Here is a 13,949-nt window from a genome sequence, read left to right on the forward strand (position 1 = left end):
GATGACAGATAAAATAGAATGTGGTCGAGTGGGACGTATCGTCACAGCCAGATTGATGTGTAACGATGACCTTGTTACTGGCATTGAGGATGCATGCGTCAAATATGGCATCAATCGGGCTTTCGTAAAAAGCGGCTTGGGAAGCCTGTTCCGAACCAGCTTAATGCAAAATGAGGGGGCACATGCGAAAACGATCGAGGTCAGTGGATTTGCCGTTGAGGTTCTTTCCTTGAATGGCGAGATTGAACTTGCACCTGCAACACAGACTCCTGTGGCAAGACTTTATGGCATTGTGGCCGACAATCAAGGTACTGTGTTTGCCGGCCGCTTTGTCAAGAGTGAGGCGCCGGTGTGCGTTACGGTAGAGGTTGTTATTCAGGAGTGGATCGCATCTGACGAAAGGTACGGATAGTTAGACGTTAAACTAACCGGAAGTCCATCGCATGGCGTCATCCAGCCCATCTCATTCATTCTGAAATCCAACACGTGAACTCTTTCCCTTTCTCCGAAACTGACCCCATTGTCTACGCCGGCCCGCCGCCGGCATCATCAGATGTCGTGATCATCGGTGGCGGCATTATTGGTATCACAACTGCGCTTTATCTTGTCCGGCAGAAAATCTCGGTGACCGTACTCGAAAAAGGCCGCGTCGCGGCCGAGCAGTCGTCGCGCAACTGGGGCTGGATTCGCAAGCAGGGCAGGGATGAGGACGAACTGCCCATCATGATCGAAGCGGCCCGTCTATGGCCGCAACTGGCGCAGGAATGTGGCAAAGACATTGGCTTGCGGCAAACCGGTGTGACCTACCTGGCGAGCGCTGACAAGGACATGGCCGACTTCGAGGCATTTGTCAGGATCGCTGCGGCACACGACATGGATACGCGAATGCTCGGCGCAGGCGACGTGTCTGAACTGATCAAAGGGATATCGGGTACGTTCAAGGGCGGCATGATCACTCCTTCAGATATGCGGGCGGAACCCTCTCTGGCTGTTCCGGCCCTGGCCAGACTGGCCCATAGCAAGGGGGTGACGATTGTCGAGCATTGTGCGGCCAGAGCGCTTGAGACGGCGGCGGGCAGAACCGCAGGCGTGTGGAGCGAGCAGGGGTATATCGCAAGCCCTGTTGTTCTTCTGGCCGGGGGCGCATGGTCGTCGCTCTTTTTGAAAAGACACGGCATCACGATTCCTCAACTGTCGGTCAAGGCGACGGTTGTGGCAACCCAGCCCATGCCGGACTTTCATGCCGGCGCTGCGGCCGGGAAACATATCGCTTTTCGACGCAGGCTGGATGGTGGCTATACGCTTGCACCCGCAGCCAGCCACCGCCTTTATCTGGGGCCCGATGCCTTCCGCCACGCAGCAAAATACGTGCCGGCCCTGAAAGCCGATCCACTGGGTACACGTTATGGGCTCCGGGCCCCTGCCGGGTATCCCGACAGCTGGGCCACCCCCCGTACCTGGACGCCCGAGGTAGCCAGTCCCTTTGAACACATGCGCGTGCTCAACCCGGCGCCGGATGCGTCGGACCTGCGCTCAATCGAACGAGGGTTCAAGCGAATGTTTCCTCAGCTGGAACCCGTTCGTTTCCAAAAGCGCTGGGCGGGGATGATTGATCTCATGCCCGATACTGTTCCTGTCGTCGATTGGGTCCCGTCGCATCCCGGTCTTCTGGTCGCAACGGGAATGAGTGGACATGGCTTTGGTATCGGCCCCGGGATGGGGCGTGTGATTTCAGATATGATTCAGGGCAATGCCGTCGGGCATAACCTGCATCGCTTCCGGTTTTCCCGTTTTACCGATGGCAGTCCGATCCGGCTGGGCACATCGCTTTAGCCTGCTGCTGCAGTAATCAGGGGTTGTCAATTGTCATTAAGCTGCGGTGTAGCGGCCTCGTTTCAGGCAGCACGCCAGCAGACACCAGGGGACAGGGAGCGCCCCTGCCCCCTGGATAATGCGCCGTTATGCGGCCGTCATCGTTGTCGCCTGTCGCACCGCATGCTCCCATTGTTGCATCAATGCATCGGCCCGCTCACGGCTCTGGGTGGGGTGAAAGCGCCTCTCGGCGCGCCACAAATGTGATATTTCTTCTGTATCGGCATAGACGCCGCTGGAGAGCCCGGCAAGATAGGCTGCGCCCAGTGCCGTTGTTTCCACGCAAGCGGGGCGGACTACCGGGATTCCCAGCAGATCCGCCTGAAATTGCATCAGTAGATCATTGACGCAGGCGCCGCCATCGACACGCAATTCGCTAACGGGGCGACCGCCGGCCTCGGTGGCATCACGGCTCATTGCGGTCAGCAGTGCAGCACTCTGATAGGCGATCGATTCCAGCGCTGCGCGGGCGATGTGGGCCAGTGTTGTGCCCCGCGTGATGCCGGTGATGGTGCCGCGCGCGTCTGGCTGCCAGTACGGGGCGCCCAGACCGGTAAAGGCCGGTACCATCATGACGCCACCCGAATCGGGTACGCTTTCGGCAAGCTGTTGCACCTGGCCACTGTGCTCGATGGCGCGCAGACCGTCACGCAGCCATTGCACGACGGCGCCACCCACGAAAACGCTGCCTTCGAGCGCATATTCGGGTGTGGCTTGAGGTTGCGCCGCGCTGGTGGTCAGCAGGCCGTTGTGCGAAGCCTGGAACGTATTGCCCGTGTGCATCAGCATGAAGCAGCCGGTGCCATAGGTGTTCTTGGCCATACCCGCAGAAAAGCAGGCCTGGCCGAATAGTGCGCTTTGCTGATCGCCGGCCACGCCGCCAATGGTGATGGCGCTGCCGAACACCTGAGCATCCGTCAGACCAAAGTCGCTGCTTGACGCTTGCACCTCGGGCAACAGCGAGCGGGGGATATTCAATAATGCCAGTAACTCTTCATCCCACTGGTTGGTGTGCACGTTAAACAGCATGGTGCGGCTGGCATTGCTGACGTCAGTCACGTGCCGGCGACCTGCCGTCAGTTGCCAGATGAGCCAGCTGTCTACCGTGCCAAACGCCAGTTCGCCGCGCTCGGCTGCAGTGCGTGCGCCGGGTACATTGTCAAGCAGCCACTGCAGCTTGGTGCCGGAAAAATACGCATCCACCAGCAGCCCGGTTTTGGCCTGAATGGTAACCGCATGCCCCTGATCGCGCAATTGCGCGCAGGCCGGCTCGGCGCGGCGGTCCTGCCAGACAATCGCATGGTGTACGGGTTCGCCGGTAGCGCGGTTCCACAGGACTGTGGTTTCGCGCTGGTTGGTTATACCGACGGCACGGACTTCGGCCGCGGCAATGCCGGCTTTGGCCATCGCTTCGCGCGCGGTAGCCAGTTGGGTACGCCAGATCTCGCGCGGGTCGTGTTCAACCCAGCCCGGACGAGGGTAAATCTGTGACAGTTCCATCTGGGCCTGAGCAACACTGTGGCCTTTGGCATCAAACAAAATGCTGCGCGAGCTCGAGGTACCCTGATCCAGGGCAAGCAAATAAGTCATGGGTGATCTTTACAAAAGCGAAACCGCTGCGCCTGTCAACGCCCGGCGCCGGTCTTCAGGCGCAATGGACTGTTAAGAGAGCGTGAGCGGCTTACATCATGGGTTCAGTATGTGTGAAGGTAATAAGGTTGAATGTGGGCCAGAGCAACGACGCGTACTTTTTATCCATGCCAGCGAGCACCTATTCGGCGACGATGCACTGCACGCGCGCCTCTTTGAGCAAGGCCGGAAACGGTTCAGGCGGTGGCATATTGGTAAACAGCCTGTGTACCTGGTCTATGCGTGCCAGCTCGACCATGGCCTGGCGGTGGAACTTGCTGTGGTCGGCGGCCAGCCAGACTTCGCGCGACTGGGCAATAATGGCCTGGGCCACTTTGACTTCGCGCAGATCGAAGTCACGCAAGGTGCCATCCTGCTCTATGCCCGAGATGCCAATGACCCCGATGTCGACGCGGAACTGGCGTATGAAATCGACGGCGGTTTCGCCGACAATACCGTGGTCAAGGGAGCGCACCACGCCACCCGAGACAATGACCTCGCAATCGGGGTTGTCGGCAAGAATGGCAGCGACGTTCAGATTGTTGGTAATGACGCGCAAGCCGCGGTGGCGCAACAGTTCCCGTGCGATGGCTTCGGTGGTTGTACCGATGTTCAGAATAAGTGAGCATCCTTCAGGAATAGCCCTGGATATTTCACGTGCAATGGCCCGCTTGGATTCTTCATTGAGCATACGGCGCTGCTGATAGGCAATATTCTCGGTGGTCGATTCCGGTATGCGCACACCGCCGTGGTAACGGGTGAGTATGCCGCTTTCGGCCAGTTGTTTGACGTCCCGGCGAACCGTTTGCAGCGTGACCCCGAAGCGGTCGGCCAGCGCTTCGACAGACATGGACCCTTGCCGCCGAACTTCATCGACCAACTGATCCTGGCGAGGATTTACGCTCATAAATAATGCCCAAAGGAAAATAGGTATAGCCTAAAGGAAAAAAAAGAATAAACCATAGGGATAACCATTATAAAAATTGATATACATCAAGGTTAAAAACGAACATAATAGAAAATAAGAAACCAATATAGAAAATATTTTTGTTCGTTTTAACGATATATGCTGTCCCAGATGACTTCAACTGCTGAACAACTTATTGAATGGAAGCAACGCTTTGACCGTGATGGTTATGTCGTGCTGGAAAACCTGATCGCGCCGGAGCACATTGCGCAGCTGAAGGACGCATTGCTGTCCGTTGAAGAGCGACATGGCTTCGGTTATGCCAAAACCTCGTTTGAGGGCCTGAAAACGGTTCGGATCAATAATTTACTTGCGTATGACGAAGCGTTCTGGGGCGTTCCCCTGCAGCCGTCGGTGCTGGCGCTGGCCGAGTCGCTGCTGGATCGGGAGTTGCTGCTTTCCTCGCTGTGCTCGCTGACTTTGGGTCCGGGCCAGACTGCACAACCGTTACATGAAGATACGCAGCAACTGGCATTGCCGCGTCCGCGTCCGCCGCTGGCCGTCAACGCCATATGGGCACTGAGCGACTTTACCGAAGCCAATGGCGCAACTCGTATCGTGCCAGGCAGTCATAAGCTGGATCATGCGCCTGCTTACGGGACTGAAGTGGAAACAGTGGCGGCGACCATGCCGGCCGGCAGTGTGATGCTGTTTGACAGCGCCTTGTGGCACAAGGGTGGCGCCAACACCAGCAATGAGCGCCGTTATGCGCTCTCGTGCTATTACTGTGCTGGCTGGATGCGCCAGCAGGAGAACCTGCTGTTGGGTATCCCCCGTGAAACGGCGGCCGCCTTTCCGCGTCGCCTGCAGGAGTTGTGTGGTTACGGGATCTACAAGGGCCAGTACGGTCATATCGAAAATCGCGATCCGATCCAGTTGCTGGGCCAGCAAGGGCGGCCCACCGTGTGGGAAGCCACGGACCGCAAGCTGCAACGACGCCAGGCACCACGCTGATTATGACTGCGTCCGACGCTCTGCAGGGAATGCCTGCATCGGTTGTTCATTTGCTGCATGCTGCCGCGCAGGATTATCCCCGGCACTGGGCCTTGCGTTTCGAAGGACAACGTCTTTGCTACGCTGACTATGCCGGCATTGTGGGTGCGCTGGCAGATGAACTGCGGTCCAGGGTGGCGCCAGGCGAGCGGGTTGCGTTGTTGCTGCAAAACTCGCTGGATCTGGCGATCGCTACGTTTGCCATACATGCGTTGCGAGGGCAGGTGGTAGCACTCAATCCGGGCTACGGTGAGCGCGAATTGCAGGCAATGCTGGCTGATGCCGATGTGTGCTTCCTGATCGCCGATGACAGCGTGCGTATTGATCTGACAACAATTTGCGCAGCCCTGCCAGCCGAGCATATTCTGAGAACCGGCAGCAGCGGCTGCAGTTTTTTGCGTCTGCAGGATTCGCAAAAGCCGCTGCCCCAGGATTTGCCCGGACACGCTGACCTCGCCAGCTTGCAATACACCGGTGGCACAACCGGCCAACCCAAGGGTGTGAATATTTCGCATGGCCATCTCGCCGCCAATTTGCTGCAGCGTGAAGCGCGCCTGCCCACGCGGCGCGGGCAGGAGGTGGTGCTATGCCCCATGCCGCTGTTTCATGTATCGGCCGTGGCGATGTGTCTGCACCTCAGTGCCTTTGCCGCGTCTGAACTGGTGATCCAGCGACGTTTTGATGCCCGGGCCACGGTACATGCATTGGCGCATGAAGGGGTCACCCTGATGTCGGGGGCGCCGGCTATTTTTCATGACCTTCTGCTGCAGCCTGATATTGAGCAGGTGAAAGCCGGTGACCTGCGCGCCTGCTATAGCGGTGCCGCCGCATTGCCTGAACGCACGCTGAGGGAGTTTGAGCGGCTGACCGGTTGTCCGATTTACGAAGGCTATGGACAAAGCGAAGCCGGTCCCTGTCTGACCTACAATCCGGTCCAGGGCGTGCGCAAGCCCGGTTCTGTCGGTCTGCCCGTGCCTGGCAGCGAGCTGCGCATCGTTGACGAGCAGGGCAATGATGTACCCACGGGTGCGGTGGGCGAAATCTGCGTACGCGGACCCCAGGTGATGTCCGGTTATCGCAACCGGCCTGATCTGACCAGGCAGGTGCTGCGGGATGGCTGGCTCTATACCGGCGATCTTGCCAGTCAGGATGAAGACGGCTATGTCTTTATTCACGGCCGTTGTCAGGAAACCATCAATGTCGGCGGTTTCAAGGTGTATCCGCTGGAAGTGGAACAAACATTGCGCGAGTGCGCGAGCGTGGGTGACTGCGCCGTGTTTGGCGTGCCTGATGAACGCCTGGGCCAGGTGATCCATGCCTGGGTGACGCCTGCGGCGGGTTGCGTGCCCGAAGAACAGGCGTTGCGCGACTATTGCGCCTCGCAACTTGCTCATTACAAAACACCCCGGCGTATTGCTATTACTAACGCGCTGCCGCGTACAGCCGTGGGCAAGCTCGCGCGCAAGGAACTTAAACCCGTCGGCGCCGAGAGCGCGCCGCGTTCTGCAACATAAGAAAGGAAGACAGATGCTGAAGAGTATTGATATGGACAAGCTCAAGCACCAACTGGCCGAAGACGGCTACGCAGTGATTGAGAATGTGCTTGACCAGGAGCAGTTGACGCGCATTCGCGAGGTTGTTGCCCGGCGCATGGCGCACGAGCTGGCCAATCCGCTGCCGCTGGACGACGAGAAGCATGAAGATGATGACGATATTCGCGCATACTACAAGGAGCATTATACCGTCAGCGACGCCGAAGCCGAGCGCATGGTAGCGCGGATCCATCAGTATCGCCGTGATAACGCGGGCGCACGCTGGCCGATGCCCATCAATAAGGTTTCTAAAAACTTCCTGCATCTGCCTACGCTGTTTGATAACGATAAGTCGCAGCGCGTCTGGAACCTGCTCAATAAAGAGCCGGAGCTTATTCCGCTGATTGAGCATCCGGTGGTGTTGCCGATGGTGCAGCATATGATGGGCGAAGATTGCAATCTGCACGATTTTCAATCCACCAGCATCGGCCCGCAAACAGGGGGCGGTGCGTGGCACGTGGATGCGCCGCTAGGCCAGATCGCAGAGCCGCTGCCGGAGTTTCCGCTGACCTTGCAAAACGTCTGGATGCTGGATGACTTTACGGCCGAAAATGGCGCCACCCGAGTGATGCCAGGCAGCCATAAGCTACGCAAGTCGCCACCGTGGGGCAGCGATTCGCTGGAGGGCGAGGTCACGCTGACAGCGCCTGCCGGTTCCGTGGCCATCTGGCTGTCTAACACCTGGCACCGTTCGGGCTCGAATCAAACCGACGCCCAGCGCCGCGCTATTCTGTGTAACTACAACGTGTCATGGTTGCGTTTCTTCTCGGACTTTACTTCCACGCTGCCCGCAGAAGTGATTCCCACATTGTCAGAGCGTGCCAAATACCTGCTGGGTTTTGGTGCGCGCGCCCCGCTGGTTCGTTAAGACATTGCCATGCAGATAAACAACGTCAATATCGATCTGAAACGCCCCGACCTGGCGGGCGGGCAGATTCATGGCTATTGTGCGCCATCATTTGAACCTGTGCTGGATGCGTTCGTTGCCAATTTTGACGACGATGTCGAGCATGGCGCTTCGCTTGCGGTCGAGCGCAATGGTGAAACGGTCATCGATGTCTGGGGCGGTTTTGCCGACTTATCGGCGCAGCGCCCGTGGCAGCACGATACGATTGGCGTTGTTTTCTCCAATACCAAGGCGGCGACCGCCCTGTGTGCGCACATTCTGGCCGATAGCGGCGCGCTGAATATCGACCAGCGCGTCGCTCATTACTGGCCTGCGTTCGCGGCGCAGGGCAAGGGTGAAGTGACGATCCGTATGCTGCTGGATCATTCGGCAGGCGTGCCGGCGTTGCGAGCAATGTTGCCCGATGGCGCGGCATTTGACTGGACTGAAATGATCACGCGCCTTGCTAATGAGGCACCGTACTGGAAACCGGGAACAAGCGTGGGCTACCATGGCCTGACCTTCGGCTGGCTGGTGGGTGAAGTGGTGCGGCGCGTCGCAGGGCAGTCACTTGGGCAATTCTTCCAGGCGCATGTGGCAACCCCACTGGAAATGGATTTCTGGATCGGTCTGCCCGAAAGCGAAGAATCCAGGGTCGCCACGATTGTTCCGGCCCGGCCAGCAGAACAGCCGCGCAATGCGTTTGAACATGCCATTGCAACGGCGCCGGACAGTATTAGCAATCTGTATTTTCGCAACACCGGTGGCTGGCGTCCCAGCGGCTTCAATTCACGCCAGGGCCACGCTGCCGAGCTTGGCGCAGCCGGCGGCATTACCAATGCACGGTCCCTGGCGCGCATGTACAGCGCGCTCTCGCTGGGCGGCGAGCGCAACGGCGTGCGTGTGATCGGGCGTACAACGCTTGAGCGTGCCGCCGAGGTTTCATCGGCGACCAACGAAGACTTGTGTCTGTTGGTGCCGACACGCTTTGCCGCAGGCTTTATGCGCAGCATGGATAACCGCGCCCGCGGGCTGGACAGCGCCAGTTTCGGGCGTGATGCTTTCGGCCACGTAGGGGCAGGCGGATCGCTGGGCTTTGCCAGCCCGCAACATCGCATCGGCTTTGGCTACACAATGAATCACATGGGTTCGGGCGTGCTGCTTAACACGCGCGCGGACCGGCTGACACAAGCCTTGTACGGCGTATTGAATCAGCCATGAATGTACACATACCTTTTTCAAAATTCAGCAGGAGACATGGTTTATGACCATCCGTAAAAATGTTGTTGTTCGCGCCTGTCTTGTCGGCGCACTTGCCGTGCTTGGCCTGAACACTGCGCATGCCGCAGATCCGGTCAAGATCGGCTATCTGATTCCACTGTCGGGCAGCGCCGCTGCATCTATCGGGCGCGATATGTCGCGTGCGACGCACCTGGCGGTCAAGCATATCAATGAAAGCGGCGGCATCCAATCGCTGGGCGGCGCCCAGTTAAAGCTGCTGGAATCCGACACCCGGGGCGATCCGAAAGTAGCGCTGACTGAAACAGAACGGTTGATTACCCGTGAAAAAGTGCCTGTCCTGCTCGGTGCATTCCAGAGCGGCACGACCTTCCCGGCCACTGCCGTGGCAGAAAAGTATAGTGTGCCCTGGGTCGTAGACCTGGCTGGCAAAGGTGAAATTACCGAACGCGGTTACAAGTATGTTTTCCGCCCTACGCAAGTGCCTGCCGCTGCCAATGCAGAGGGCATGGCTGATTTTGTCGCGTACGCCAGCAAGGCGACCGGCAAACCGGCAAAAACCGTAGCGATGGTCTACGAAAACACCGATTGGGGCCAGGATATGGCCAATACGTTGCGCAAGAAGTTCAAGGAACAGGGCGTGGATATCGTACTGGACGAAGGGTACCCGCCCAACAGTCCCGACTTGCGACCGCTGGTCCTGAAAATCAAGGGCCGCAAGCCTGATGTTGTCACGGTGACGTCCTATGCGGCCGATGCGGTGCAGTTGCATAAACTGCTGGCCCAAATGCGGGTGTCGGCCATGGGATACATCGGCAGCGCCGGTGGTCAGATCGACAGTGGCTTTCTGCCGCAGGTGGGCAAGGGTGCGGCCAATGGCGTATTCACCACCAATGGCTGGGCAGGGTATGAGACTGCCGTGACGACACCGTTTGCCAAAAAGTTCTGGGATGAGTTCACCGGCACTTATAAAGCGGAACCCAACGAATTGTCTGTGAGCGCCTATGGCGCGGTCTGGGTGATCAAAGATGCCCTGGAACGCGCAGGCAAGGCCGATCCGCAGGCGATCCGCGATGCGCTGGCCACCACCAGTATGAAAGGGACAGATCTGAATAAACTGCTGGGCTATGACATCGTGATCGATGAAAAAGGCCAGAATCCCCTGAAAAAATTCGTGGTGCAACAGATCACGCCTGAAGGTGAATACCGCACCATCTGGCCGGAGAATCTGGCCTCCAAGACCTACAAAATGGTCTGGCCTGCTGCCAACTACTGATTGGCAAACGGATTATCGCTTTGTCGACTGCCGTCTGATCAGATATCACCGGCAGTCCGTTTTTTAAATCAATGAGGATTCGCTTTGAGCATTTATCTTCAAGCATTGCTCGGTGGCATTGCCACCGGAGCAGTATATGGTCTGATCGCACTCGGGCTGAGCCTGCAATTTGGCGTGATGAAGATCATCAATTTCGCCCACGGCTCGTTTCTGATGGTTGCGATGTATGTGACTTATTACAGCTGCACCTATGCCGGCCTGCACCCGCTGGCAGCAGCACCCATCGCCGCCGTTGTCCTGTTTATCGTGGGATGGGCCTGCCAGCGCTTTTTTATCGACGGCATCTATCGCAAGGAATCTGCGCGTGAGCCTATCGGCGTGCTGATCTTCACGACCGGCTTGTGGATTTTTCTGGATTATTTTGCGCTTGCCCTGCTGGGCCCCGATAGCCGGATGATCGATAGCCCCTGGGCCAACGAAGTGGTCATCATGGGCGACCTCATCTTTACCTATCCACAGGTGGCCGGCTTTATCCTTGCTGCGCTCGTTACTGTCGGACTGGTGGCCTTTATGCGCTATACGGCGCTGGGTCGCGCCATTCGTGCAACCGGTCAGGACCGCGAGGCCGCCAGCGTGCTGGGCATCGATAGCAAACGGGTGTACCAATTGTCCTTCGCCATTGGCCTTGGTGTGCTGGGTATTGCCGGCGCGCTGCTGTTGCCTATGTATCCGGTCAACCCGTTCGTCGGTGATATCTTTGGCATGCGTGCCTTCGTGATCGTCGTGCTGGGTGGGATTGGTTCAATCGCCGGTGCTTTCTGGGGCGGAATCATTGTGGGCATTCTTGAGTCCGTGGGCAGCCAGCTGATTCCGATCACGTATGCCGAAGCGCTGATTTTCCTGTTGTTCCTGGGCGTGATGTATTTCCGTCCTAGCGGACTGTTTGGCGTGGAGAAAGAATGATGGCAGCGCAAGGTTCAAAACATTCATTGCTGTGGGGCGCACTCATTGCCGTGCTGGCGATCGCACCGTTGCTGACCGGCAATCAGTATTTGCTGTCGATCGCGGTGATGACACTGCTGTACGCCTATCTGGCACTGTCCTGGAATGTACTGGGCGGCATTGCCGGACAGCTATCGCTGGGGCACTCGGCGTACTTCGGGATTGGCGCGTATGCCTCGACCTGGTTTTTTGTTCATATGGGTATCAGCCCGTGGATCGGCATGTGGATCGGCGCGGCGCTGGCCATTGTTGCGGCGGTGATTGTGGGGCTGTCGAGCCTGCATTTGCGTGGCGCCTACTTTGCGCTGGCCACTATTGCGTCGGCCATGGTGCTCAAGACGATGGTGGAAAATGCCGATGATCTGCTCGGCGGGCCACGTGGCATGGAAGTGACGCTGTTGCGTGATGCGCCATGGCAGTTTCAGTCCACCGGCAAAGAGTTTTACTATGTGATCGCATTGGTATTCGTGGTGCTGGCTTTGGTGATTAACTGGCGCATCCTGCGCAGCCGCTACGGTTATTACCTGGCTGCCGTGCGTAACGACCAGGATGCCGCGCTGGCATTGGGCGTGCCCACCACCCGCTATAAGCTTTACGCCGCAATGATCAGCGCCGCAATGACTGCTATCGGTGGTACGTTTTATGCCCAATTCGTGCTGTTCGTCAGTCCGGACAAGGTATTTGGCGCGAATCTGGGCGTGGTGATTGCGGTGGTCTGCATTATCGGCGGTCGGGGTACGCTATGGGGTCCGGTCCTGGGCGCATTATTGCTGCTACCCAGTGAAGAACTGGCCCGTTCCTTCTCAGGCGGCCTGCTGGGGGCGGATATGATGCTCTATGGTCTGCTGCTGATGCTGGTGATCTGGTATGAGCCACGCGGTCTGGTCGCGATCTTTCAGCGCTGGTTCAAGCGGCCGGTCAGGCAGGGAGTAACGAAATGACAAGCACAACGTTGCTGGAATTTGATGGCGTAGGCAAAAGCTTTGGCGGCCTGCGTGCCATCGATAATGTAAGTTTTACGGTCAGCGAAGGCGAAATCGTTGGCTTGATCGGCCCTAACGGCGCCGGCAAAACCACCCTGTTTTCCATGGCATCGGGCTTTCTGAAGCCAACCGACGGCCAGATCCGTTTCCAGGGCAAGCGTGTGGATGGGTTCGATCCGCCGCATATCTGCCGTGCCGGCCTGGTGCGTACATTCCAGATCGTCAAGCCATTTGGCGAGATGACCGTGATCGAAAACGCCATGGTGGGGGCCTTTTTACATCATGCCAAACCACAAGAGGCGCGGGAGGTGGCAGCCCGGGTGCTGCAGCAGGTCGGGCTGGGCGCGCGCCAGGAGCAGGTCGCAAAAACGCTGACGCTCTCGGGCCGCAAGCGGCTTGAAGTGGCCAAGGCACTGGCCACGCATCCTAAACTGCTGTTGCTCGACGAGGTGATGGCAGGTCTGACCAGCGTTGAAACGGCCGAAATGCTGGAACTGATTCAAAGCCTGCGTGCGTCAGGCGTGAGTATTCTGGTCATTGAGCACAATATGAAGGCGGTGATGAGCTTATCGAACAAGATCGTGGTGATTCAATACGGTAAAAAAATTGCAGAAGGTACACCGGTTGAGGTCGCCAACGATCCGCAAGTGATCTCAGCCTACCTGGGAGGCGAGCATGTTGCTTGAAGTGAAGGACGTGAGTTCGGGTTATGGTGATGTGCAGGTGCTCAGCGGCATCACTATCAATGTGGACGCAGGCGAAATCGTCAGTATTGTAGGTGCCAATGGTGCAGGCAAGACGACGCTGATCCGCGCCATCATGGGCACCTTGCCAGTCACAAAGGGGCAGATTCAATTCGATGGTAAGCGCATCGACGGCCTGGCGCCGCACCTGATTGCGCGGGCCGGTATTGCCCAGGTGATGGAAGGGCGCCGCCTGTTCGGTCATATGGAAGTAGAGGACAATCTGCTGGTGGGTGGCGATATTCTGAACGATAAAGCGCAGCAACGCCAGAATCTCGACTGGATCTACAGCATGTTCCCGCGCCTGAAGGAGCGCCGCCGTCAACTGGCGCGCTCGTTCAGTGGCGGGGAGCAGCAGATGCTGGCCATTGGCCGGGCGTTGATGACATCGCCCAAACTGTTGTTGCTGGACGAGCCTTCTATCGGGCTGGCGCCCATCATGGTCAAGGATATTTTTGAGAAACTCCCCTTGATCCAGGCGCGTGGCGTCACCATTCTGCTGGTGGAACAGGATGTGCATCGATCGCTCAGTATGTCGGGCCGCGGCTATGTCATGGAGCATGGCGAAATTGTCCTGGCCGGTACAGGGCAGGAACTACTCAGTAACGAGCGCCTGCGGCAGGCCTATATGGGGATCTGAGCGGCCACTGTTGTTCACTATAAAAAACGATTCGCACGTCGCGGCGCTGATGTGAAGTATTGGCGCCGCGAATAATAATGGATGTGCGAAACACAAAAAGAGCGCAGGGGAGGCGACAAAGGCTGAC

Annotated in this window: 13 protein-coding genes; 11 read left to right on the top strand and 2 right to left on the bottom strand. The window is 58.0% G+C overall.

The features are described from left to right. Position 1 precedes the first annotated feature (1 nt). Together MIM_RS00570 and MIM_RS00575 are read left to right on the top strand one after the other, a co-directional pair. Positions 2-412 carry a PPC domain-containing DNA-binding protein gene (locus MIM_RS00570; protein ID WP_025370807.1) on the top strand — a complete coding sequence of 137 codons (411 nt, stop codon included), beginning with the start codon at positions 2-4 and terminating at the stop codon, positions 410-412. A 74-nt stretch (positions 413-486) separates the two neighbouring features. Further along, positions 487-1,833, top strand: a complete 1,347-nt coding sequence (locus MIM_RS00575; protein WP_025370808.1) for an NAD(P)/FAD-dependent oxidoreductase — start codon at positions 487-489, stop codon at positions 1,831-1,833. A gap of 126 nt (positions 1,834-1,959) precedes the next feature. Here MIM_RS00575 and glpK read toward each other — a convergent pair whose 3' ends face one another. Together glpK and MIM_RS00585 are read right to left on the bottom strand one after the other, a co-directional pair. Next, positions 1,960-3,462 carry a glycerol kinase GlpK gene (gene glpK / locus MIM_RS00580; RefSeq protein WP_025370809.1) on the bottom strand — a complete coding sequence of 501 codons (1,503 nt, stop codon included), beginning with the start codon at positions 3,460-3,462 and terminating at the stop codon, positions 1,960-1,962. A 181-nt stretch (positions 3,463-3,643) separates the two neighbouring features. Then, on the bottom strand, positions 3,644-4,408 hold the full coding sequence (locus MIM_RS00585) for a DeoR/GlpR family DNA-binding transcription regulator (protein ID WP_025370810.1): 765 nt from the start codon (positions 4,406-4,408) through the stop codon (positions 3,644-3,646). Between the two features lie 171 nt (positions 4,409-4,579). Between MIM_RS00585 and MIM_RS00590 the strand changes: the two genes are divergently transcribed. The 9 genes from MIM_RS00590 to MIM_RS00630 all read left to right on the top strand — a co-directional run bounded on the left by MIM_RS00590 (position 4,580) and on the right by MIM_RS00630 (position 13,822). Beyond that, entirely contained in the window at positions 4,580-5,422 is an 843-nt protein-coding gene (locus MIM_RS00590; RefSeq protein WP_144084563.1) for a phytanoyl-CoA dioxygenase family protein, read from the top strand. A 2-nt stretch (positions 5,423-5,424) separates the two neighbouring features. After that, complete coding sequence (locus MIM_RS00595) at positions 5,425-6,975, top strand: class I adenylate-forming enzyme family protein (protein WP_025370812.1); 1,551 nt, start codon at positions 5,425-5,427, stop codon at positions 6,973-6,975. A gap of 13 nt (positions 6,976-6,988) precedes the next feature. Further along, on the top strand, positions 6,989-7,921 hold the full coding sequence (locus MIM_RS21925) for a phytanoyl-CoA dioxygenase family protein (RefSeq protein ID WP_025370813.1): 933 nt from the start codon (positions 6,989-6,991) through the stop codon (positions 7,919-7,921). A gap of 9 nt (positions 7,922-7,930) precedes the next feature. Further along, positions 7,931-9,160, top strand: a complete 1,230-nt coding sequence (locus MIM_RS00605; protein WP_025370814.1) for a serine hydrolase domain-containing protein — start codon at positions 7,931-7,933, stop codon at positions 9,158-9,160. A 43-nt stretch (positions 9,161-9,203) separates the two neighbouring features. After that, complete coding sequence (locus MIM_RS00610; RefSeq protein ID WP_025370815.1) at positions 9,204-10,454, top strand: ABC transporter substrate-binding protein; 1,251 nt, start codon at positions 9,204-9,206, stop codon at positions 10,452-10,454. Positions 10,455-10,538: 84 nt separating this feature from the next. Then, the gene (locus MIM_RS00615; RefSeq protein WP_025370816.1) at positions 10,539-11,417 is read left to right on the top strand and encodes a branched-chain amino acid ABC transporter permease; all 879 of its coding nucleotides are present in this window, start codon (positions 10,539-10,541) and stop codon (positions 11,415-11,417) included. Next, the gene (locus MIM_RS00620; RefSeq protein ID WP_025370817.1) at positions 11,414-12,397 is read left to right on the top strand and encodes a branched-chain amino acid ABC transporter permease; all 984 of its coding nucleotides are present in this window, start codon (positions 11,414-11,416) and stop codon (positions 12,395-12,397) included. Before MIM_RS00615 ends, MIM_RS00620 begins: the two co-directional genes overlap by 4 nt. Further along, entirely contained in the window at positions 12,394-13,125 is a 732-nt protein-coding gene (locus MIM_RS00625) for an ABC transporter ATP-binding protein (RefSeq protein ID WP_042069792.1), read from the top strand. The genes MIM_RS00620 and MIM_RS00625 overlap by 4 nt, the downstream gene beginning before the upstream one ends. After that, positions 13,115-13,822, top strand: a complete 708-nt coding sequence (locus MIM_RS00630; protein ID WP_245592798.1) for an ABC transporter ATP-binding protein — start codon at positions 13,115-13,117, stop codon at positions 13,820-13,822. Before MIM_RS00625 ends, MIM_RS00630 begins: the two co-directional genes overlap by 11 nt. Positions 13,823-13,949 lie beyond the last annotated feature (127 nt).

Origin of the sequence: Advenella mimigardefordensis DPN7, assembly GCF_000521505.1 — a bacterium.
Taxonomy (GTDB): Bacteria; Pseudomonadota; Gammaproteobacteria; order Burkholderiales; family Burkholderiaceae_B; genus Advenella; species Advenella mimigardefordensis.

Coding starts and splice junctions, on each gene's coding strand:
- MIM_RS00570 (WP_025370807.1), top strand. CDS start 2: ATGACAGATAAAATAGAATGTGGTCGAGTGGGACGTATCGTCACAGCC.
- glpK (WP_025370809.1), bottom strand. CDS start 3,462: ATGACTTATTTGCTTGCCCTGGATCAGGGTACCTCGAGCTCGCGCAGC.
- MIM_RS00585 (WP_025370810.1), bottom strand. CDS start 4,408: ATGAGCGTAAATCCTCGCCAGGATCAGTTGGTCGATGAAGTTCGGCGG.
- MIM_RS00590 (WP_144084563.1), top strand. CDS start 4,580: ATGACTTCAACTGCTGAACAACTTATTGAATGGAAGCAACGCTTTGAC.
- MIM_RS00595 (WP_025370812.1), top strand. CDS start 5,425: ATGACTGCGTCCGACGCTCTGCAGGGAATGCCTGCATCGGTTGTTCAT.
- MIM_RS21925 (WP_025370813.1), top strand. CDS start 6,989: ATGCTGAAGAGTATTGATATGGACAAGCTCAAGCACCAACTGGCCGAA.
- MIM_RS00605 (WP_025370814.1), top strand. CDS start 7,931: ATGCAGATAAACAACGTCAATATCGATCTGAAACGCCCCGACCTGGCG.
- MIM_RS00610 (WP_025370815.1), top strand. CDS start 9,204: ATGACCATCCGTAAAAATGTTGTTGTTCGCGCCTGTCTTGTCGGCGCA.
- MIM_RS00620 (WP_025370817.1), top strand. CDS start 11,414: ATGATGGCAGCGCAAGGTTCAAAACATTCATTGCTGTGGGGCGCACTC.
- MIM_RS00625 (WP_042069792.1), top strand. CDS start 12,394: ATGACAAGCACAACGTTGCTGGAATTTGATGGCGTAGGCAAAAGCTTT.
- MIM_RS00630 (WP_245592798.1), top strand. CDS start 13,115: ATGTTGCTTGAAGTGAAGGACGTGAGTTCGGGTTATGGTGATGTGCAG.